The organism is Siphonobacter sp. SORGH_AS_0500 (genome assembly GCF_031453245.1).
GTDB lineage: Bacteria > Bacteroidota > Bacteroidia > Cytophagales > Spirosomataceae > Siphonobacter.
Genome location: NZ_JAVIYT010000001.1, coordinates 3,377,465 through 3,398,105, shown reverse-complemented (window position 1 = coordinate 3,398,105; position 20,641 = coordinate 3,377,465). Strand labels below are relative to the sequence as shown.

General features: G+C 48.7%; 19 protein-coding genes. All 19 read left to right on the top strand.

Annotated elements, in window-relative coordinates; all coding sequences use genetic code 11:
- Positions 1–2 precede the first annotated feature (2 nt).
- The 19 genes from QE357_RS14570 to QE357_RS14480 all read left to right on the top strand — a co-directional run bounded on the left by QE357_RS14570 (position 3) and on the right by QE357_RS14480 (position 20,641).
- On the top strand, positions 3–704 hold the full coding sequence (locus QE357_RS14570; RefSeq protein ID WP_309708795.1) for a hypothetical protein: 702 nt from the start codon (positions 3–5) through the stop codon (positions 702–704).
- Positions 623–1,264, top strand: coding sequence for a hypothetical protein (locus tag QE357_RS14565; RefSeq protein ID WP_309708793.1), 642 nt, complete (start codon positions 623–625; stop codon positions 1,262–1,264). The genes QE357_RS14570 and QE357_RS14565 overlap by 82 nt, the downstream gene beginning before the upstream one ends.
- A 6-nt stretch (positions 1,265–1,270) precedes the next feature.
- A complete protein-coding gene (locus tag QE357_RS14560; RefSeq protein ID WP_309708790.1) occupies positions 1,271–2,143 on the top strand; it encodes a hypothetical protein in 873 nt (290 codons plus the stop codon).
- Positions 2,140–2,607 (top strand): hypothetical protein, encoded by a 468-nt coding sequence (locus QE357_RS14555; protein WP_309708786.1) that lies wholly within the window; start codon positions 2,140–2,142, stop codon positions 2,605–2,607. Before QE357_RS14560 ends, QE357_RS14555 begins: the two co-directional genes overlap by 4 nt.
- A 257-nt stretch (positions 2,608–2,864) precedes the next feature.
- Positions 2,865–4,877 (top strand): DUF5977 domain-containing protein, encoded by a 2,013-nt coding sequence (locus QE357_RS14550; protein WP_309708783.1) that lies wholly within the window; start codon positions 2,865–2,867, stop codon positions 4,875–4,877.
- Entirely contained in the window at positions 4,877–6,292 is a 1,416-nt protein-coding gene (locus QE357_RS14545; protein WP_309708779.1) for a hypothetical protein, read from the top strand. The genes QE357_RS14550 and QE357_RS14545 overlap by 1 nt, the downstream gene beginning before the upstream one ends.
- 59 nt (positions 6,293–6,351) lie before the next feature.
- Positions 6,352–7,008, top strand: coding sequence for a hypothetical protein (locus tag QE357_RS14540; protein WP_309708774.1), 657 nt, complete (start codon positions 6,352–6,354; stop codon positions 7,006–7,008).
- Positions 7,008–11,930: a tape measure protein gene (locus tag QE357_RS14535; protein ID WP_309708772.1), complete on the top strand. Its 4,923-nt coding sequence runs from the start codon at positions 7,008–7,010 to the stop codon at positions 11,928–11,930. The genes QE357_RS14540 and QE357_RS14535 overlap by 1 nt, the downstream gene beginning before the upstream one ends.
- A 133-nt stretch (positions 11,931–12,063) precedes the next feature.
- Positions 12,064–12,597 (top strand): hypothetical protein, encoded by a 534-nt coding sequence (locus QE357_RS14530; protein WP_309708768.1) that lies wholly within the window; start codon positions 12,064–12,066, stop codon positions 12,595–12,597.
- Positions 12,598–12,769: 172 nt separating this feature from the next.
- A complete protein-coding gene (locus QE357_RS14525; RefSeq protein WP_309708765.1) occupies positions 12,770–13,630 on the top strand; it encodes a hypothetical protein in 861 nt (286 codons plus the stop codon).
- On the top strand, positions 13,623–15,368 hold the full coding sequence (locus QE357_RS14520) for an SGNH/GDSL hydrolase family protein (protein ID WP_309708762.1): 1,746 nt from the start codon (positions 13,623–13,625) through the stop codon (positions 15,366–15,368). The genes QE357_RS14525 and QE357_RS14520 overlap by 8 nt, the downstream gene beginning before the upstream one ends.
- A 123-nt stretch (positions 15,369–15,491) precedes the next feature.
- Positions 15,492–16,337 (top strand): S49 family peptidase, encoded by an 846-nt coding sequence (locus QE357_RS14515; protein ID WP_309708759.1) that lies wholly within the window; start codon positions 15,492–15,494, stop codon positions 16,335–16,337.
- A 22-nt stretch (positions 16,338–16,359) separates the two neighbouring features.
- Complete coding sequence (locus QE357_RS14510; protein WP_309708757.1) at positions 16,360–16,794, top strand: hypothetical protein; 435 nt, start codon at positions 16,360–16,362, stop codon at positions 16,792–16,794.
- 95 nt (positions 16,795–16,889) lie between these two features.
- Positions 16,890–17,882 (top strand): hypothetical protein, encoded by a 993-nt coding sequence (locus QE357_RS14505; protein ID WP_309708754.1) that lies wholly within the window; start codon positions 16,890–16,892, stop codon positions 17,880–17,882.
- A gap of 94 nt (positions 17,883–17,976) precedes the next feature.
- Entirely contained in the window at positions 17,977–18,684 is a 708-nt protein-coding gene (locus QE357_RS14500; protein ID WP_309708752.1) for a hypothetical protein, read from the top strand.
- A gap of 59 nt (positions 18,685–18,743) precedes the next feature.
- The gene (locus QE357_RS14495; RefSeq protein WP_309708748.1) at positions 18,744–18,950 is read left to right on the top strand and encodes a hypothetical protein; all 207 of its coding nucleotides are present in this window, start codon (positions 18,744–18,746) and stop codon (positions 18,948–18,950) included.
- Positions 18,951–18,955: 5 nt separating this feature from the next.
- Positions 18,956–19,633: a hypothetical protein gene (locus QE357_RS14490; RefSeq protein ID WP_309708745.1), complete on the top strand. Its 678-nt coding sequence runs from the start codon at positions 18,956–18,958 to the stop codon at positions 19,631–19,633.
- 32 nt (positions 19,634–19,665) lie between these two features.
- Positions 19,666–20,082, top strand: coding sequence for a hypothetical protein (locus QE357_RS14485; protein ID WP_309708743.1), 417 nt, complete (start codon positions 19,666–19,668; stop codon positions 20,080–20,082).
- Complete coding sequence (locus QE357_RS14480; RefSeq protein WP_309708740.1) at positions 20,069–20,641, top strand: hypothetical protein; 573 nt, start codon at positions 20,069–20,071, stop codon at positions 20,639–20,641. The genes QE357_RS14485 and QE357_RS14480 overlap by 14 nt, the downstream gene beginning before the upstream one ends.

Here is a 20,641-nt window from a genome sequence, read left to right as displayed (position 1 = left end):
AGATGGAAATTCTAAACGAAAAGCAGCAATTAGAGCGGGAAATGGAAGCAATCAAGGCTCGTCAAAGCCAGATTGCAGAAGAAGAACGCCAGGCCGCTGAAACCAAGCGGAACGAGCAACTCATCATTCACGCGAATTTAAACCAACAGGCCCAAAGCCTGCGAGCAGAAGCCGCCCAGGCACCCGAAGAAAAAACCAAGCTTTTGCTGTATGGTCAGGCCGCCGATATTACCACTGAGGCCAACCGTCTGGCAGTTGAATTAGGTTTACTTAAGGCCGATGAACTGGAAGAAAAGCCCCGTTTTGCCATTTCCAAAAAGGCAAAACCTTTTATTCAGATAGGCGGCCTCCTTACGGTTTTGGCCTGGCTATATCTGCGATTCTATGGCCTGAAGGACGCTATAGACGTTAATAACTTGAAAGTAGAACCTTTCTCACAGGTCCGCCCGTACGGCCTGGATTCGATGCAAAAACTAGTGTATGAAAAATTTGCACTTGGCGTCGACGCCCTGGCCGCCTTTGGTCTGTTAGCTCTGTTTGCCCCGGTAATTTTTTCATACGTCGTGCCCTTTTCCGGCTCCCAAAATGACTTATCAACCGACTTTAAAACCGAGCTAACGGCATGGCAAAGGATTCTTATAAGCGTATCGCTTCTATTGGGCTTGTTTTTGCTTTTGGGGCTTTCGCATTCAGTCAAAGCGTAACCCCAAAACCACCCAAAAACAACGACCCCGAGGAGTTCTGGAGGCAGGCGTGGTTTGATTCAGCTCGGGCGGAAGCTTGGGTACGAGAAAAAACGAACCGGAATGACCACCCGAGAATTAAGGAGTATAACCGCTTTGCCCACGTGCCGCTTAATTCGCCGTATTGTGCTTCAGGCTTGTACTTTACCGCCTATAAAGCGGGTCTTACCCTGGACATCAAAGGCCCGGCAGCCGTGCGTTCCTGGTTCACTAAAAACCGCGTTATTTATGACCACCGGCAGCCGGGCCGCTTTCAGGCTACACCCCGCAGAATGGACGTGATCTGGCTTTTTCAGTCTCATATCGAGGCGATAGCCGACCCCTCAATCCCGCGAGACATTGACGACGACGACGTGATTAATACCGTCGCTTTTAATTCCCGAGGCAGCAACGTAAAAGAGGGCGTTTATCACCCGATGCGTCGGAAGTGGCGGGATGTGAAGCTGGTAGCCAACCACGTAACCCCTTTTGTAAAACGGAAGGAGGAAAAAGAAAAAGAGGCGAAACCCGCCGCAAAATAGCCCCCAATGATTGACTTTATCTTTGAAGGTGAAGCCAAACAGTTTCCACAAAACTGGCAGGAAGTCAAGCCCAGCTTACTGCCAGTTTTATTAAAAAAACTGTTTGTCGAGTCGGAAAGCCCGACCACTTACCACGAGTTACTACGCTTAAATCTGGAGTATTCAACCCGCCAGTGGCGTAGGTTCTGTAAAAAGTATTTTTCCGAAAGCCTCACCGATGAGAAACGGGAAAGAAACGCCGAACTTTTGGCCTTTCTTTTGGGGCGTTTGTCCTGGATGTGGTCAGACCCTTTGAGCGTTCAGCCTTTTGAATGGGTACGCATAGGCGGTAAGCCCTTTTTACTGCCGGATGCTCAGCTTAAAACCATGACTTACGGCGAGCTGACGGATTCCTATATTCACATGAGAGCCTACGTCGATCAGCTGGAAAAAGGCGAAAAGCGGTTGAATTTGTTACTTTCTACGATTTGCCGCCCCGAGGTATCCGCTTTCAATTACAAAGAAGATCCATTCTGGGATGGTGACCCCCGCGAAGCCTACAACGAACACGTCGCCGAAGGCCGGGTCGAATTGTGGGAAGGCGTCGGATTAGAAAAGAAAATTCCTATCCTGCTTTTTTACGTTTCTATCTTAAAAGACCTGGTGGCCGCGTATCAGATATACGAGGAAGACAGCGAACAGCCAGCCATCGAGGAAGAGTACCCCGGCCAAGGCTTTGTCAAGAATACGTATCTGCTCGCTGAAAAAGGAGTCTTTGGGAATGTCAACCAAACCCGCCAGGCTAACGCCCACGCCGTTTTGTTATTCCTGGAAGAGTATAAAAAGGATGAAGAATACAAGGAAAAGTTACGCCAGGAGGCAGAAAGGAAAACCAGATGATGCAAACCCCTACTAAAAGATTCCAGAGCTATTTAACGCCCATTCTCGAAAGTATTCCAGACGTTCAGAAAGTGGGAATGTCAGACGGTGCCCGTATCGATAGATTCCTGGCCGCTAGTGTGAGCGAGGCCGTGTATCCGGGTATCTTTTTTATCCGGCCAAAGTACGTCGGTTATGATGTACGGTCGGGGATTTTATACCACCGTTTCCATACGATTTTATACGTTTTTACGAAAGCAGACCAGAACGACGACGACGGCCAGGATGAAGCCTTCATGAACTCTGAATGGATAGCAACGCAAGCCGTTGAAAAGATTTTTCAAGATTCCTTAACGTACAAATGTTTATTCGATTTTAACGATTACCAGGCCGAACCAATCGACTACGTAACGACTGACGCTGCCTATGGATATGAGGTTAAATTAGTAATCGGGATACAAGTAAACGACATCTATTACCCATGAAAAAGTTAATTTTTTGGATAGTCTGGCTTATCCTGGTTATCCCTGTTTTTCTGTATTATTTATTTTCAGATATTACAAGCCGCTTTCCGCCGTCCTGCCTGTTAAAAACTCAGCTTGTGTATAATAATGTTTTCGGCAGATTTATACTTGGCAAAGCCTAGCAAACCCCGGCCAATTGGTCGGGGTTTTACTTTTGTTACGTCCTTTCTCTCATCATTATACCTGTTCACTTTCGTAAAAAATTCACAAAGTGATCTATGTTCGATTCATCAAAGAAAGATATTGTATTTCTGCCGGTCCGCTTTAGCCGTAATGAGCTTTCACACATTATAGATGCAGCCGACCCGGACCTTACCGACCGGTCAAACCTGAAGTACTTTCTTGAAATTTTAATTCCTAAATTCCCCCTTTCTACCGAGTTTATGGCTTTGCACCGAAGCGAGGGTCGAGAACGCCCGGTGGGTACCAATGGCAGCGTTAGTTTGTACGAGGGGGCGGACTTTACCTATAATGACCGCAAGGGCAAATTAGACGGGCAATTAACCTTAGTAAAGCCCGAATTTCGTCAGACAGCCATGCGGCAAAGCGTGACGCAAACCATGCCTTACAAGTTGCGGGAAATCGTAACGGGTGGGGTTGATACGGATAAGACCGGACCGACGCAGTGGATAGCCAAGGCAGGTGTTTCTCCGGAGCACGTCTACGGCTATGAAAAGGACTTTTTTAGCGAATACCAGCAACGAACCCGAATGTTTCTAACCTGGTCGCCGGACATTCGTACGGTCGGACTGAGTGAAGAGATTTATTTGTCGTTTATGCTGAACGTTTTCCCGGTCCCTCAAACGCTCAAGCTCCGTCTCAAGTGTCTGAGAACGGACGGCAACTATACCGAGACTGTAACGGTTGGGGAGCTGGCCGGCCTGACGCAATACGGTGTTATTACGTGCCCGGTAGGGCCTGCCGTTTTGGATTTGCCCGAAGACTGCGAAAGCTACCAGGTGTGGCTTTCCGACGAAAACGACCTTCGTATTTCTGCTATTCGTACTTATGTACTCGACGATGCCTACCGACCTTTTGAACGGTATATTTTGTTTGCTAACAGTTTGGGCGGCTGGGATACGATTCGTTTCACCGGCGAAAGCATGGAAAAGTTGAAGGTTTCCCAAGTCGCTGCCGAGCGTAACAAGCGGGCTGGTGAGGCCGTGGATTACCCTGAGCGGTTGATTGTATCGACGGAAGCGGAAAGAGAATTAACCGTATCGACGGGCTACTTTGAACGAGGCTCCGAGATGTGGCTACGTTATCTGGATGAGTTAATCCTTTCAGAAGAAATTTACTTAGTTTCGGAACAAGGACACGAACCACTCCAGCGAATCACTAATGAGCTAACCGACTGGCAGGATAACGTATACTTACAGTCGCGAAGTTTTACGTTCGTCAAGCAATCTAAAATTCAAAACTTCAGTCAGCTACCCGCTAAGGTTCCTGAGTCAAGGGCTACAACCTGGCAGGGTCAGGACTATAGGCACGTTTTAGACGCCCAAGGCAAGCGATCTGGCAAAATGACTGCCACCCGTTTACGGAAGGTTTATGCAGATGATAACACGGATGTAAAGCCCTTAACGTTGAAACCAAACATGCCGGGTGATGTGGATTATCAAAAACCCATTTTTTCGCCTGAAGTAGTCGTCGGCTTTACGCCTTACCCGTCTGCCGCCATTTCCAGAAAAACGAGCTTTAACCGGACCACGTGCGGAAATGGGTACTACGGCGGGCCGGCTTTGATAGTCATTGAGGCGGGAGCCTATGGCGGTGAATCCCCTGGAAACGGCGACGCCCTGGCAGAAGCCGAATACCAGCGAAAAAATACGCAGGAGTACACGAATGAATGGGGTGTTTGCGACAACAGCCCACAGAATTACGCTGCCGACGTACCCGTAGGAAACTGGCGGTATCGGTCTAATAAGCCAGATCCAACGCTGGTATGTGATGGGAGTATTAATCCAACCCAGGGGAATGCCTGGTTTCTGAGTGGTAGCAATGCCTATAAATACCCTGCCTGGTCTAATGATCTAAATTTTCCAGCACCAGCGACCGGATGGCGGTTCGGCTTTTATCATGCTGGGCCAATCACGGTAAAAATTTACGTTAACGGCCAGCTCACCGATACAAAAACCCAGAATCCAAATCAAGAAAACTATTCACAGTTTACGTACGCAGGCACCCTGCAAAGTGGCGACCGCTTGTACCTAGAACGTTCCGACGTATAATGAACTACGAAATTCGTATTAACGGCGAGTCGGTGGACCTACCACCAGCCGTGGCCGTCAAACTCGACTATCAAAGCCCGTTTTGGCTTTATGACACGATTCCTGGCAGCCAAGACAATCTGCCGGCATTTCCGCCCACCGATAAAAATAAACGCATTTTTAGTTACTTCCATGAGCCGCAATCGGGCGGCAGGATACGCGAGTATGAGTGTCAGCAGTTCTTCGGCGGCGAGCTGATGAAAGAGGGGTATTTTTTACTGACGGAAGCTGACGAAGTGAACGGATTTAAGGGCGTTTTTTCGGACTTGCTCGGCCTGTTTTGGGGCGATTATCAAAAAGTTCTATTGTCTGAGCTGGAACTAGGCAAGCTACCGCTTTCCGAGCCTGCTAGCGGTGAAGTATACCAGGGCGGCCAGCTGGCCTATGTGCTGCCTACGATCTTAAACGCAGACTTTTACGGCGGTAATAATCCGGCAGGCTTTGAGGGGCGGATGAACGAGTATAAAAATGGGGCTTACGTCAGCACGTCACCCCGCGTTCCTATGTTTATGGTGAGTTTTATACTAAATAAAATTGCACAGCTAACGGGCACAACCCTGGAAGGCGAGTTTTTCCAGCATCCAAGCTGGAGCCGGTTAATTCTTTACAATGCCAGGGCGACCGATGCCGCCAGCGGCGTGCTGGTATCCGGACACCTGCCTGAGTTGACCGTTGAAGGTTTTTTTCTGGAGCTGCGAAAAATCCCTAATCTAGCTTTTGTATTCGACTCGGTGCGAAAACGGCTCAGAATTGATTTTTGGGAAAATAAACTAGGTTTACCCGTCGAGCTGGACTGGAGCAGCAAAGCCGTAAAGGCCGAAAGCAAAACCGCCGAACGCAACGCCCGGCTTCAGTTGGCCTTTGAATTGGATGGAAACGACGCTTTGCAAAAGGATAAGCCCGCCGATGTAGCCGACTATTTCAGCCCCTTGTTAGGTGATGATGGCCGCAACGGTTTAGCAAAAATAACCTGCAAATTTTCGACCCTTTTAGTTGACCCTGATACTGGCCTAGCCATTACCAGGCAAAAGGGAAATACTAGCGTTTACGGCCAGGGTTCCGAAAAGACGAGTCCCCGGCTCCTATTTTGGCACGGCCTAGTCGATGGCCGCCCGCGTGCCCTTCCAAGCCACGGCAGCGTTTCCCTGTTTTGGCATGGAGTTAATGGTCTGGCTGCAAAAAGCTGGAGTAAAACCGAGGCAATCCGGCAAAACTGGTTTTATCTGAAAAAGGATTTTATCATCAATGAAGCCGATCTTTCGACGCTGGATTTTTCCCGAAAAATTCACGTGAACGGTATGAATTACTTTATTGTGTCGCTTTCGGTTACGTTGCCGATTAAACAGCCGGCAGCTGCCCTGTTAGTATCCTGTTAAACGTCCTTTCCAGTCCCTAGTGGGCCTGCTTTCTTCGCCATTGAACCAAATCTAATACAATGGCACAGGAGGCCTCCTTTGAGGAAAACCCCGCCTTAGCGTTAATGCTAGGGCGTTTTGTTAAGTACGCGGAAGGCGTATTTGTGCGGGCCGTGGAGTCGTCGGGGCTGGTCGTTTCGGGCGAGCTGCGAGACTCCATTCGAGCCCAGGCCGTTGAACACGGCAAAGGCTTTATTCGCGGCTCCGTGGTCTTTTCGGAGCTGATGCGAATAAAGGATATGAAGGAGCTGCGATATACAACCGTACCGCCTCTTACGGCAATGGTCAATTTCGTAGAGAAGGTAGGGATTGGAAAATTCCACTTCGTGCCCGGTTACGGCCACGGCGTCCGGCCTGTTTCCGAGCACGCCGCCGTCATGCGAGTAGCCAGGGGGCTGCAATTCCACTTTAAAAGTTATCCGAACGTTACCCGTCGTTATCGCGGCATCTACAACGAGCAGCTTAAAAACGAGATTTTGCCGACTTTCTTTTCGGAAATGCAACTGGCTGCCAGTCAGTTTGTGCAGCAGCAGACCAAAGAACTATTTGGCAAGGCATTACTTGCCCCGCTGGCTGATAATTCCCGGAACTGGGCACGTATCATGGCATCAAGAGGCAGTTACGAAGAAGGCAAAATCAATACGTCTACCCTTCACCTGAATTTTGGTAAGTCGTAATGATTCAGGATGAAATTAAGATTCAGTTTACCGGCGAGGCCGCAGGACTGAATAACGCAATCGGTGGAGCGACTAAAAGTGTAAAGACCTTTGCCGACACGTGGGAGGAAGCCGATAAGGCCGCAAAGGCTGCCGAAAAAACGGTAGTGCAATTAGAGAAAGCAGGTAAAAAGAATTCGGAAGAATGGGAGAAAGCAAAGAAAGCCGCCCGCGAATATCGAGAAGAAGCTGACAAAGCAGCCCAGGCAATCAAGAAAACGGACGCCGCCACGCTGACCTATCAACAGCTGGAGAACTACGTTAAAAAGGTCACTAAAGAACTCAAAGGCTTAACCCCCGGAACGGAGGCATTCATTGCCAAAACTGCCGAGCTGCAATCGGTAAAAAAACGCCTGGACGACGTTAAGAATAGCGTCGCCGGTACCACTACCGAGTTAGGCAAAGCCAGCAAAGCCACCCAGCAAGTAACCAAGGATTTACTCGCCACGAATAACACCTCTTTAACCTTTAACGAGCTAAAGGCTAAAGTCGAGCTATTGCGTAAAAAAATGGCTGAGTTGCCGATTGAATCCAAAGAATTCGTAACGGCTTCCAAGCAGCTAACAATTACTGAAAAGTATTACGAAAACGTCAAAAAGCGGGTAAATGAAGGAACGCAGGCCATTAAGGAAAAGAGGGAAGCCGTCGAAGAAGCCCAGCGAAAGGAGCTACTGGCGACTAAAGACAGTGAGCTAAGTTATTCCAAACTAAAGGAAAAAGTCGCCTTGCTACGGGCTGAAGTCGAGAAGCTACCACCCAAAACGATGGACTTCACCAACGCCAGCAAAAAGCTTCAGGAAACGGAAAAACATTTTGCTAGTGTAGGAAAGGAAATTAAAGGCGTAAAACAAGGAGGGGAAGATCTGGCAAAGCCCGGAATTTGGGATAAAATCACGGGTGGCGTTAACGGCGTAAAGACGGCGTTTGCGGCTTTTTTCGCTTTGCAAGTCGTTCAGTTTTTCTGGGATATTGGAAAGGCCATTTTCGAGACGACCGGCAAATTTGAAAAGTACGAAACCACGCTCGGCAACCTGTTAGGTTCTCAGGAGAAAGCCAAAGGGGCTATGCAAGCCCTGAAGGACATTGCCGCCAAAACGCCGTTTGCGGTGGATACGCTGACCGATTCGTACGTCAAGATGGTAGCCAGGGGCTTAAAACCCAGCGAAGACCAGATTAAGCGGATGGGCGACGCGGCGGCCAAAATGAACAAGCCGTTCGACCAGCTGATGGAGGCCGTTCTGGACGTCAGCAACACCGAGCGGTGGAACGAAATAGGAATTAAGGTTTCCAAAGTCGGGGACAAAATCAAGACGAACATAGGCGGGAGTACCCGCTATTTTGACGCGACCGAACAGGGGGCGTTGGAAATGGCCGTCGCGTTCGGATCTACCACTGACGCTATGGGCTTAATGGAAAAACAGTCGGGGACACTTTCGGGCCGGATGGACTCCATTAAAGACGTTTTTGAACAGGTATATGGAGCCTTGGGCGAACGGTTGCGACCAGTCTTTAACGCCTTTTTGCTGGTAGTCGGAAAGCTGGTCGGGTTCCTGATGGAATGCGTACAAAGCAGTAAACCCCTGGTTTTAGTATTCGAGGACTTGTGGGGAGCTGTGACGCAACTTTTCGACGTCCTGATGGGGCTAGTTTACGATATGTTCCCAGGCTTGAAAAATCAGACTATTTCGGCTTCTGGCTATGTAAAGGCACTCGCTCAGGTATTTGCCGGCGTGGTAGCCGTGTTTAAATTGGCCGTTGCTGCAGTCCAACTGGTAGTCGACTCGTTTTTCATTTTAGGGCAAACCGCTAAGGCTATCGGGAATGTTGTCGAAATGGCCTTAACGGGTGATTTTAAAAACATTGGCAAAGTTTGGGATGGCGTAAAAAATCAATTTACGGCCACTAAAAACCACTTAATTGGAAACTTTGACAGTATCAAAAATGGCATTCAAGCCGCTTTGGTAGACTATCCGAAAGACAAGGCCGCCAAGGGGATGCTTCCGGTCAAAGATGCCCATGATAAGGCACACAAGGAGATGACCGAGACGCAAAAAAAGGAGCAGGAAAAGCGGGAAAAAGCCGCCGACGCTTCCAGAAAACGCGAGCTGAAGGCCATCGACGAAACCTACAAACAGCAGCAGGAGGCACACATTGCCACCCTGTCAACGGAGATTGAGCGGGAACGGGCGAAAGTGGAGCTGAAGTACGAACTTTTGAAACGTCAGGCCGAACGCGAAACCAAAGCCGGCCACGAATTAACCGTAAAGCTGAAGGAGATCGAGGAACAGCGAAAAGCGGATTTGCAGGAAGTCGAAGCCAAACACCTGGCAAAAGTGAAGGAGGCCAACCAGAAAGCACTCCAGCAACTTGCCGAACTGGAAGCAGAAGCCCAGATCAACCGAATTTCTGACGAATTGCTAAGAGAGGAAGCTAGGATTAAAGCTAAAAAAGACAAGCGAATTGCCGAGATCAACGCCACCCTGGCCGATGAAGTTCACAAGCAAAAGCTCCGTGCCGCTGCCGAAGATGAAGCGACTGCCGAGATTGAACGCAAACGGGAAGAACACCGCAAAAAGGAAGCCGAAAAAGAAGCGGCTAACCTTCAGAAGCAACTGGAGTATAGAAAAAATATCATCAACCAGCAGCAGCAGGCGGAGATGGCCCTGTTTGATCTGAAGGAATTGCAAGCGAAAGGGCACGCCGGCAAGCTGGCGGAAATCTATAAGGACCGCGTTGATAGGGAGCTTTACTGGACCAAGGAAAAACTGAAGGCTGAAGAAGATGCTGAACTGGGAAAAGCCGCGTTAACCCTCAAGAATACGGATGAATTAAAAGCCGCTCAAAAGGCCATTTCTGACCGTTACAACAACGAAGAAATAAAGGCCGAAGCCGAAGCCGCCGAGAAGAAAAAGAAGATTGCTAAAGACCTTCAGGACTCAAGGGAACAACGCTGGAAGGCGGGCTCTGATGCCATAGGGGCACTACTCAAAGGTGACGTAATGGCCTTTGCAGATGCCACGAATCAAATATTTGATATGGAAGCCCAAGGCTGGCAAAAGCGGCTACAGGCTCACATGGGCGGCATTCAAGCCATTGGGCAAATGGCAACGCAGGCGGTGGCTTTCCTTAACCAACTGAGCCAGCAACGCCTGCAAACAGAGCTTAACAACCTGGCAAAAGAAACCGCCGCGAAAGTTGAAGCCGTCAACGCTCAGAAAAACGCGGTAATTGATGGTATCCGGGCCGAAGAACAGGCCGAATTAGACCGGCTCCGTAGGGAATATCTGGCAACGCAGATGTCTGCTAAGGACGTGGAAACCGTAGAAATCGCCTTAGCTGATGCAAAAACCGCCGTTAACCAGCAGTACCAGGTATGGATGGATTCGGCCCGAGCTGCCGGCAATGCTGCCGAGCTGGAACGTTTGGACACGGAGCGACGCGAAGAGCTAAAAAAGGTCGAAGATACGGTTCTGGCTAACCAGATGGGAGCGATTAAGCTACGCGAAAACGAGCAAAGCCTGACCGACCAAAAACAGGCTATTAACGCCCAATACAAAGTTTGGATGGACGAAGCCAGGGCGGCGGGTAATGCTGCCGAATTGGCCCGCCTTCAGAACGAGCTGGCCGCTGAACAGGCGAAACTTTCCAGCAGTGTAATGGTGAATCAGATGACCGCTGACCAGCTTAATTCGATGGAGGCCCAACTGGCTGATGCTAAACAGGCTACCAATGCGAAGTACAAAGCTTGGATGGATGCCGCCCGGGCGGCGGGTAATACTGCCGAATTGGCCCGACTGGAGAACGAGCTAGCCGCTGAATTGAAAAAGGTTGATGAGACGATCCGAGGCAATGAATTGGGAACCGCTACGCTTCAAAAGATGGAGCAAGACCTGGCGACCAAAAAGACGTCGATTAATACGAAGTATAACGCCGAGATTACCAAGAAGACCAAGGAAACCACTAACGATATAGCGAAAATTCAAAATGACGCTGCCGTTAAGGAAAGGGATTTAAAACGGGAACAGTGGAAGCAGCAGAAAAAAGCCGATACCGCGACCGCAATTATTCAGGGGTCTATTGCAGCCCTGAAAGCCCTGGCGTCTGGCTTCTTTCCCGTCAACCTGGTTTTTGCTGGTATCATCGCCGGAATGACGGCTCTTCAAGTTGCTAAAATTCAAAACCAGCCCGAGCCTACCTTCGCCCAGGGTGGATTTATTGCCCGTGGTGGCAAACACGGCCCCCGCTACGGCCAGGGCGGTATCGCGTTAATTGATCGGGGGACCGGAAGAGAAGTCGGCGAAATGGAGGGCGACGAAGCGATCATTTCAGCCGATCAGACGGAAGCTAATAAAGATTTGATTCATCAAATGTTTTCCAACGCCCGGACGCCTTCGATGCGGAAAAAGCCCGTTTCAAGAGCGAACCGCCCGATGGCCTTCAGAGACGGCGGCCAGCTTTTCGAGTCACCCTACTGGAAAAAGGAAATGTACCTTTTCGGCTCACAAAAAAGAAAGCAGGAACGGGCCAAGGAAGAAGCCCAAAGGCAGGCAGACGAAGCCGCCCGCCAGGCTCAGGAAGAAGCCGAAGCATTGGCAGGAAGTTACTCTAGCAGCGGTAGCGTAGAAGGGGGCCCCGATGCTGAAGCCGCCTATGCTGATGCTGCCGCCCAGGGCAAAGAACAGCTCAGACTTTTGCAGGGTATCATAGATTCCAACGACGCCAACGGCGTAAAAATCGACACTTTAATCGGAGCGGTCAACGGCGTGAAAGATGCCGCAAACGGCACGACAGGGGCGACTTATAGCGTACGCGATGCCGTCTATGGAGCGGTAGGGGATGCCCGTAATGGCATTATTTCAGCCCTATCTACTCTAGGGGGTTAGCATTTACTTTGTTGCAGTAAAATTTTCTTACGGCATAGTTTTTATAATGAGGAAAATTTTACTGCAATTGAGTAAAATAGTAGAATAATTTACTGTAAATTGTGTAATATTTGAGTTAATCACACCGTCCCCCATGCAAAAAACTATTACTCTGGAAGTACAAAAGCACATTAAGAAATTTTTTGAAAATGGCGAGTATGGCCTAGCTAATGGTAAAGGATACGTAGAAGTAGCTCGCTGGAGTGAATTAGGCAAACTTTTACATCTCGTTTCCCGAGTAATACCCTTTACTCAGAAAATCCGTGAAACGTCAGGGGCTACGTTAACAATTGCGTATAATTTACGCGAAAAGGCGTACGAAATCCCTTACGAAAAGATTCCCGATTTAACCCGCCAGCTTGAGGAGATTTTTAGACGGTCGCTTATTAACTACGTAGCCGCCGCCCAGGATGTGACCGGCTCAGATAACTACTCCGAGTTTATACGGAAGTTTTTAAGAACCTACGACATTATTCCAGATGTCGACTGCGATTGGGAAGTATTACGCAAAATTTACCGCGACCACCTGGAGCGAATCGAAAAGTGCAACGCCAAGCGTAGGAAAGTGTCAGAAATTCGCTCAATTCCGCAAAAAATTTATGCACAAAAAGTCCGGGAAATGGCATAGTTCGTCCCGATTTTTCAGAAAAAGTCCGGGTTTTGTATAGGTAGGTCCGGCTACACTTTTTTAAAAAAACCCCTTAGCAAGCCGCTAAGGGGGTTTTTTATTTTTTTCAAAATTAGACCCCTATAAAAAATGGGTCCTTTAAAAGCGAAATTCAGGCGGGTAGTTTTGACCTATGAATGAACTAGATTTACCCCTAACGCTAGGCTACTCCAAGGGGCCAGCAGGTTTAAAACTGGCCCGGCTTCAAATTGTGCCGAGATCGCAATTAAGTTGGCGTGATCAGGCAAAGGGCTTAATGGAATTAAAAGAAGGTGGGCGACTTATTGAAGTGGACGTAACTACAAATAGCTCCAGCTTTTCTGAAGACAGTACGCCAGACGCCAATGGTCTGGCGTATGCCTACGACTTCAATTTCTCTCTAAAAAAAGTTAGGGGGGAAACCCTATATTTTATTCATCGACATCTTCGCCAGGGCTGGGTTGTGATCTTTCAAACCGTGGCGGGCGACTGCCGCCTCGTGGGTTCACTGGAGTTCCCTTTGCTCATGCGGGCGGCGGCTCAGATGGGCGGCGGGGTGAATGTTACCACTTTTAGACTTACCGGGCTTTCCCCGAACCTGGCCCCCTTTGTAGATTCAATGGGGGAAACGGCTTTATATAGTTTCTCAAAAAAAGGAATAATGACTAACCTTTCTAGCAGTGCAACAGCTGCCTACGTTGAATTTGAAAGCCGTCGCGGGGATACCTTTTACCGTCGCCTGGCTTTTACTAAAAAAGGTCTGGACGAATCGCTCGAAGACTCCAGCTTTAAAATGCAAATCAGAAAGTACAGTGGAGCTGTATTACTGGAGCTTACCAAAGACAATTATTTGCTGATTGAGGGTAATTTGATTCAGATTGAAATTCCCGCCGATATAATGAAAGACTTGCCCGTAGGTGAGTACCAATTCGATTTGCAGCAAACGAAGGGTGCCCAGGTTAAAACCCGATTAGAAGGTACTTTTATTATAACCCCCGACATTACCCATGACTAGACTTATTATTCCCCGCGAAGACACGGGAACCATTACCATTTTTACAGAAAAGATCGTTAAACAACCGCAAACGATTACATTTCCAACAATTACTGGCTTGACCGTTGGAACGACTGGTTCGTTAACAGCTCGGTCGACTAGCGGGTTACCCATTGTGTATGAGAGTGCCGACGAAACAATGGCCCGGATTGAAGGCAGTACCATTATTCCACTCGAAGACGGCCAAGTAACGCTAATTGCCCGCCAGTTAGGTAATATTTACTATTTACCCGCTGAGCCGGTTTCTATTACCGTTTCCATTACCTTAAACGAGGTGTTACTACCAAGCAGCCCAATTCAAGTATACGAGCCTGAATCCCTGGCGTATTTTGCTGCCGATGGCGTGCAAACGCTTAAAACGAGGGAATCCCTGGACAAACTCATCAAGCGTTTAAAAATCAATAACCTATGGAATGATGTAAAGGCGTTGTGGGTAGGAGCGGGTTATACGCGGCGATTCAACGTGAAGAATCCACAGGATACCGACGCGGCCTATCGTTTGACCTTTCCCAATGGTGTCGGTAATAGCGGTGTCGATGATGCTATGTACTTTTACGGCGACCGGCACGCTAATACGCATTTACCCTTAAATGCTTTGAATCCAAACGATTACTGTTTGTTTGCCTACGTAAAAAACCGGGCAACGACGGAAGTAAACGCCACCGGCACCATTTTGGGAGCGGCTGATTCGAAAGGAACGTTTGCCATTCAAAAGAACGGGCGTAGTTTCCAAGCTAAAACGGGAACCCAGACGCTAAGTATGTTCTCAGAAAACCCGACGCCGTTCACCTATACGGATGCTACCTACGTTTCCAACGTTCGTAAAGGGCTGGCTACGTACATTGTCGGCGGGGCGAAGAAAACCCAGGCGGTCAGCACTTCAGACGCCCTTACGTCAACTCAGCCGCTCTACCTGGCTGGGCTTAACCAAAACGGCCAGCTTGCCGGTACGAGCTTAACCGATATCACCCTGGCGGGCGTTACGAGTAATTTATCCCCTAAAAAGGTCGAAATTCTCTATAAAATCCTCAATACCTATACGTTAGAAATGGGCATTCGTCAGGAGAACGAGAGTATTAACTACGGGGATTCGATTAGTTACGGAAATAACGCTTCTGACATCAATACGAAGCCCTGGCGGGTACTCGTCGCTCAGGCGATGGGATTAAACCACATTGGTTTCGTCAGCATTGGGGCAACGCTGCAAAGTATTAACGGAGCTACCAACGCCGCCCAAGATCGCTGGTACCCTGACAATTATCAGTACAGCGGTTTCATTCCCTACAATGATTCGGTACGCTTTATTTACCTGGCACTAGGGATCAATGACGCGAAGAACTTTACGAATGCTCAGAACCCGCTGGCTGATTTTGATAACACGTATAGGGCTTTAATTGGGAAGCTTATGGCCCTAGGATGGCCCCCGCGTAAAATCGTGGTACTCAATACGGGCTTAGTAGATTATACGAAAGAGTCTACGAATCAGCCGCAATTACCCGTACGTCAGGCTGCCATTAACGCCTACATCAAACAGATGTGTACGGATTATAATTTGCGGTTTGTGGACGTGTATACGGCCATGCAGCAAAACGGCGGATTGAACTTGGTTAATACGAACGGCGGGGATGGTTTGCACCCCAATGACGCGGGTCATAAAGTGATTGCTGACGCGGTTATATCGACGCTGGTTTTAGGATAATCAAAAAGAAGAAAAGCCCTCAAATCTGCATAAGATTTGAGGGCTTTTTTATGTCCTATCTAGGCCGAAAATACAGGGCGATGTTCGCAAAGTCAATTTACGACTAGCACGAATAAACCCAGTATGAACTTATTATCCTTTTCCGGGCCTACTTCCATTTTGGCAATCGAAGAAGCCTACTTTACTAACATTTTATTTCCACAGCTGAGTCAGGGCGGGGCACTGTCAAAGGCGTACGAGGTACCCACTTTGGCAGGTATCAAAGCCGGCCCTGATTATACAATGGCTTATTTGGATTACTACCGGGTGCCAAATGAGCAGGGCGTGGTTGTATTACCGTTAAAAGGGGCCATGTCTCGGAACAGTTCCTGGTATAATGCCTATGGAAATGCCTTTCTGACTGCGTTAATTCAACGAGCAGCAAAGGAAGCCAGCATTAAGGGGATTGTAATAGACGCCTTCACGCCAGGGGGAACGGTAGATTCGACCGCAGCACTAGCCGACGCCATTTATAAATTTCCTAAGCCAATCGTCGGACAATCCGCGTTTGTGGCTTCAGCAGGCGTTTGGGCTTTAGCTGGCTGCGATTTGATGCTACTTGAAAAGCAGAGCACTACGGAAATGGGTAGTATTGGAACCCTTTGCTTTCACACCGATCTACGCAAAAAAGCCGAACAGGCCGGTGAACAAATCACAATCTTCCGGGCGAAAGGTTCGCCCGATAAACTCAAACAAAACGCTTACGAAGAGCTTCAAGAAGACACGATAATCGAGATTCAGCAGCGGCTCGATGCCAGTCAGAAAGAGTTCGTCGCCGCCGTTCGGCGTGGGCGTGGGTCGAAGGTGACAAGCAATGAGGTATTTACTGGTAAAATGTATTCGGCTGCCGATGCTATCCGTCTGGGGCTGGCGGATGGCTACGGCACGCTAGCCGACGCGGTTCAGCGAGTGCTGGACCTATCAAAATAATCATTTTATCATGCGTTAAACAATGAGTAAACCCCCAAAAAAGGGAAGCTTTCTAGCGAGAAATTTCCCTAAACTTTTCAGCCTTATTAACGAAAAAGGCGTTGACCAGGCACAGCTTGCCGAGATTGAACAGGAAGCCGACCAGGCACTCGCTGCCGGCATTGAAGCAGGTTTACAAGGTGAAGGCGAAGACCTGGAAGACCCCGATACCGAAGCCAGCGACGACGACGACGAGCAGACTAAGTTAAAAGCAGAAGTGGCTCGGTTGACCGCTGAAAACGCCACACTGAAAACGCAAAACGGTAAGTTTAAGCAATCCCATAAGCAGCAGGCCGCCGCTGGCCGTGCGTTGCCGAAAACGGATGCCAGCACGCTAGGTCAACAGGAGCAACCCCAATTTGCCGCTAATAGCGTAATGGGCTTAGCTATGAAAGTAGTAGGCACCAAAAAGCAGTAAGCAACCTAACACCATTTTTCGGTAGTCTGGACCTGAACCAGCCAGACTGCCGCCTTTTCCCTCATTCATTTTCCTAATACGATTACTTCAATTGTATGATTGATAATAACTTAGTTAACTCTGTAGACATTAGTAGCTTACCCGCAGAATTGCAGGAAGTTATTAGTTCTAATCCCCTGGTATTTAACCAGGCACTTATTGACGGTTTCCAAAAAATCCGTGACGACTTCGAGGTGATCGAATCGGACGAAAAAACCCCTTTAGTCTCTTTTGAAATTCAGGATATTCTCCAGCCTGCAAAAGACGAATTTAACCCAACGGAAGGGGCGGTAAAGTGGGGGGCTCGCTTACCTGAGTTCCACGACATCGATATCGACCTGAGCCTGAAACGTTCAGATATTCTTTCGTTCGTTCGTAGTTACCTTAAATACGTGGCCGGGGTGAAAACTCAGGAAGAAGCCCTAGCAAACCCCTGGCCGCTTTTCTTCCTGCAAGAAATTTTGCAAAAGGCTGGCCGTGACCTAGCGTTAATTTCAGCGTACCAGGGTGTACGGGATGACAACGGCAGCGGAGCCAAGTCTGTAATGAACGGCTTACTCTTTAAACTGGCGATTGGCCGGGCAACGGGCGGCGACATTAAGTCGGCTAACGTGTACCTTTCAACCCGTACGGCGGCAGAGTTTGACGCTAACGTATACGAGGAAGCGAACAAAATTGCCCAGCTCACAGAAAACGACCCCGACATCGCAGGGCGTGCCATGACGCTGGAAATGTCAACGCGGACTTACCGTCTGTATAAAGAAACGCGTCGGGCTAAGTCACCTAACACGATTAGTATTTCAGAGCAGCCTACCACCCTGGACGATTACCCTAATATCAAAATTAAGGTTGAGCCGGGCTTAGGCAGTAAGCGGTTTATGTGGGTGACGCTGGATGGTAATAAGTTTTTCACCTTCAACAAAAATTACGAAAACTTCAGCGTGAAGCTGATCGAGGACGTAAAAGGCTGGAAAGCAAATATTATGTTCTCGGCTGACGTAAACTACGGAACGGGCCGGTATTTGTACTCAAACAACCGCAACGACTAACCGCGTTTAAAAGCACTTTTCCCCCTGGCAGGGTGGCAAGATCCGCCCTGCCTTTTTACCTAATATAATTCCTTCATTTTATTAATTACCCTCAATGGAAATTTTCAAAAAGTTAGGTTTGGTCGGAGCCTCTTTATTATCCGCCGTTTTGCTTTTTCTGGGTACGGGCGATCTTTTCGCCAGTGCTTTGGCCGTTCCCGCAAGCTCAATCATTCTGCAAAAAGTCACCGGCATTTCTTTGGTTGAAGCTGGTTTCTCAGGGCTGGCGTTTACCGCTCCGTTGATCGGTTTACCCCGTAAGGCTCAAAACCCACAACTCGGCGGCTCAAAACGCTTGTATCTGGTCTTGACAGAAGACTTAGAAAAGGAATTCATACAGTATTCTGACGTCCTAACTACTGGAGAATATAACGCACCTATTCCCCTGTTAGCTGGTAAAAAGTTTGTAGAAATTGAAGCCTGGTACGATACGACCAAGTGGGATACTGGGATGAAGCCGGGGGCCGGCTTTACGCAAAGCGTTGAATTCGAGGTTTTAGGTTATAACAAGGACATTGCCAAGTTAATGGCTCTGTTATATGAAACAGGGGTTAACGTTATTGCCCAAGGCAATGACGATACGCTGATTTATCTAGGCCAGAAATACGTACCGTTAATGTTTGAAGTGGCCGCACAAAGCCCCGTCAAAGGGAACGCTCAGAAAAAGGTAACTTTCAAAGCAGCAAACGAAGGTTTTATGGTTCCTGCCATGCCGCTTGGGCCGCTGGCTACGTTCGCCGTCACCCCTTTGGTTGCGGCTTAAAAACTCTTTTAAATACCGTTACGCCACTGAACCCAGAGGCGTAACGGTTTCTTAATACCATGCTTAAAAACGTTAAAATCCTTAATAAAACGGAAGCCTCTAAGGTGCTACTATTCATCAATGGTGATACCAAGCCACTGACGGCGGAAGCCCTTACCGACGAAGAAGCCCGGCTGATTGCAGTGCAATATCCTGACAGCTACGGCCTTTACTTCGAGGATAAAAAGAAACCCGCCGCTACGACGCTGGAGGCTTCCAATAACTAATTTTTATGTCTGACGTAGTACGATTACAAGCCGACTTGGATGTCGCCAAAATTCGCCACCAGGCGAAGCGTTCAGAGGCAACGGCTGAAGCTTTAGAGAAAGCCCAAAAAGCCTATGACGATGCGATTAACCCGCAGGAGCCCGAGCAAGAAAGCCCGGAAGCTCAAAACGTAGAAAGTTCAAAGAATGAGCAGTATACCATACCAGACGACCAGACCATTCTTGATCGACTTACCGGATTTACACCTGAAGAACTGGAAAAGTTTAAACGCCACGTACAAGACTTCTTTAGCGGACCTACTGCCGCAGCCACCCGTAAAAATGTTGTATTTGAAGGAGGTAGTGACCTTGAACGTATTCAGCCACACGTTGCCCCCCCTTCCTTGGTGGCACAACTTGCCGGAATCTCTGCTCCTGCCAATGAGCCCGCAACGTCCGAGCCTAACCTTAGCGAAGTTAATGGAGCTGGCGACACTTCCAGCCCGGACGCGGCCAACGATAGTCTGGGAAAAGATGATTCTGGAGCCGCCACAACCGAGCCCGCTTCTGAGTCAGCTAGTAACCCCGTTACGCCAGTATTATCCCAAACTCCAGAGCCCGCCAAAGCTGCAGCAGCACCTGCCAAACCCAGCAAAAAACCGGCTCAATCTGGACAAAAAAAAACGACGAACCCAGCCCAATAGCTGAGTCCAAAGAAACCGTATTAGAGCGGCTCATGGTACAGGCGGATGGCTTGCACCGTGAAGCCGCTTTTTTGTCGAATCAGCTTCACACGTTCCGCCCTGAAGACGTCGAAGGCGTTATGCCTCTTATTCAAAAAATCATCGAAAAGCGGGCGGAATGGAAGGAGGTACGACTGAAGCATGAGCACCTGAAGAAGTTCGGAGAAATGCCACCGGAGGAAGCCCCTAAACCGACCATTTCCCAAACCGTTGAAACCAGCGGCAGCCTGGCCGATCTTCAGGTTTCACTTTCCCGCCTGAACGTCAATATTTCTAAGTACTCCAAGAAATTAGAGGACAACCCTGACCACAAAAAGGCAGCGTTTTGGACGGCTGAACTCGACAAAATGAACGCTTTAAAAAGAGAATTACAGCAACAAATAGTAGCCGCGAAGTATGCGAGAACATAGCCAATATTTAGTAAAAGTGTCAGAAGAACTTGACGTTTACCGCCGTCACTTACTTTTTGAGCAAGAATTAACCTACCAGCAAACACAGGTTTTTGAAAAGGTGAACATCGCCCGAGCGTGGCTGAAGGAGGGGTATTCGGATAGTAAGGTTTTAGACTTGCTCAGAACCGACGAAAAAACCCGCCTTCAGGAACGCCGAGCCCGCGAGGTGATGGCAATCGCGTACGAATTGTACGCCGATATCCGCCTGAATCGCAACCCGGACGGCTTAAAACTTCTTTACGCGGAAATCTTCAAAGATGCCGCTCAGCTGGTTTTATCCGAGGCTCAAAAAGCCTTTAAGGAGGGGGACCGGAAGGGCGGCTCCGAATTAATGAAAACGTTTAAAGCCCTGAACGCGGAAGCGGCCCAACTCGACGGAGCCTACGACGCCAAAGTCAACGACTTGAGCGGCAAAAAGAAGCCTACAAAAGTGGTCATTAAGCGAGTTTCCAAAAATGTGAATGGGCAAAAACAAGATGATTTTACCGAAGAAGCCCACTTTGAGGTGAAAGAATAA

Excerpts from the sequence above, each read along its gene's own strand:
- QE357_RS14570 (WP_309708795.1), top strand. The coding sequence starts at position 3 with ATGGAAATTCTAAACGAAAAGCAGCAATTAGAGCGGGAAATGGAAGCA.
- QE357_RS14565 (WP_309708793.1), top strand. The coding sequence starts at position 623 with ATGGCAAAGGATTCTTATAAGCGTATCGCTTCTATTGGGCTTGTTTTT.
- QE357_RS14560 (WP_309708790.1), top strand. The coding sequence starts at position 1,271 with ATGATTGACTTTATCTTTGAAGGTGAAGCCAAACAGTTTCCACAAAAC.
- QE357_RS14555 (WP_309708786.1), top strand. The coding sequence starts at position 2,140 with ATGATGCAAACCCCTACTAAAAGATTCCAGAGCTATTTAACGCCCATT.
- QE357_RS14550 (WP_309708783.1), top strand. The coding sequence starts at position 2,865 with ATGTTCGATTCATCAAAGAAAGATATTGTATTTCTGCCGGTCCGCTTT.
- QE357_RS14545 (WP_309708779.1), top strand. The coding sequence starts at position 4,877 with ATGAACTACGAAATTCGTATTAACGGCGAGTCGGTGGACCTACCACCA.
- QE357_RS14540 (WP_309708774.1), top strand. The coding sequence starts at position 6,352 with ATGGCACAGGAGGCCTCCTTTGAGGAAAACCCCGCCTTAGCGTTAATG.
- QE357_RS14535 (WP_309708772.1), top strand. The coding sequence starts at position 7,008 with ATGATTCAGGATGAAATTAAGATTCAGTTTACCGGCGAGGCCGCAGGA.
- QE357_RS14530 (WP_309708768.1), top strand. The coding sequence starts at position 12,064 with ATGCAAAAAACTATTACTCTGGAAGTACAAAAGCACATTAAGAAATTT.
- QE357_RS14525 (WP_309708765.1), top strand. The coding sequence starts at position 12,770 with ATGAATGAACTAGATTTACCCCTAACGCTAGGCTACTCCAAGGGGCCA.
- QE357_RS14520 (WP_309708762.1), top strand. The coding sequence starts at position 13,623 with ATGACTAGACTTATTATTCCCCGCGAAGACACGGGAACCATTACCATT.
- QE357_RS14515 (WP_309708759.1), top strand. The coding sequence starts at position 15,492 with ATGAACTTATTATCCTTTTCCGGGCCTACTTCCATTTTGGCAATCGAA.
- QE357_RS14510 (WP_309708757.1), top strand. The coding sequence starts at position 16,360 with ATGAGTAAACCCCCAAAAAAGGGAAGCTTTCTAGCGAGAAATTTCCCT.
- QE357_RS14505 (WP_309708754.1), top strand. The coding sequence starts at position 16,890 with ATGATTGATAATAACTTAGTTAACTCTGTAGACATTAGTAGCTTACCC.
- QE357_RS14500 (WP_309708752.1), top strand. The coding sequence starts at position 17,977 with ATGGAAATTTTCAAAAAGTTAGGTTTGGTCGGAGCCTCTTTATTATCC.
- QE357_RS14495 (WP_309708748.1), top strand. The coding sequence starts at position 18,744 with ATGCTTAAAAACGTTAAAATCCTTAATAAAACGGAAGCCTCTAAGGTG.
- QE357_RS14490 (WP_309708745.1), top strand. The coding sequence starts at position 18,956 with ATGTCTGACGTAGTACGATTACAAGCCGACTTGGATGTCGCCAAAATT.
- QE357_RS14485 (WP_309708743.1), top strand. The coding sequence starts at position 19,666 with ATGGTACAGGCGGATGGCTTGCACCGTGAAGCCGCTTTTTTGTCGAAT.
- QE357_RS14480 (WP_309708740.1), top strand. The coding sequence starts at position 20,069 with ATGCGAGAACATAGCCAATATTTAGTAAAAGTGTCAGAAGAACTTGAC.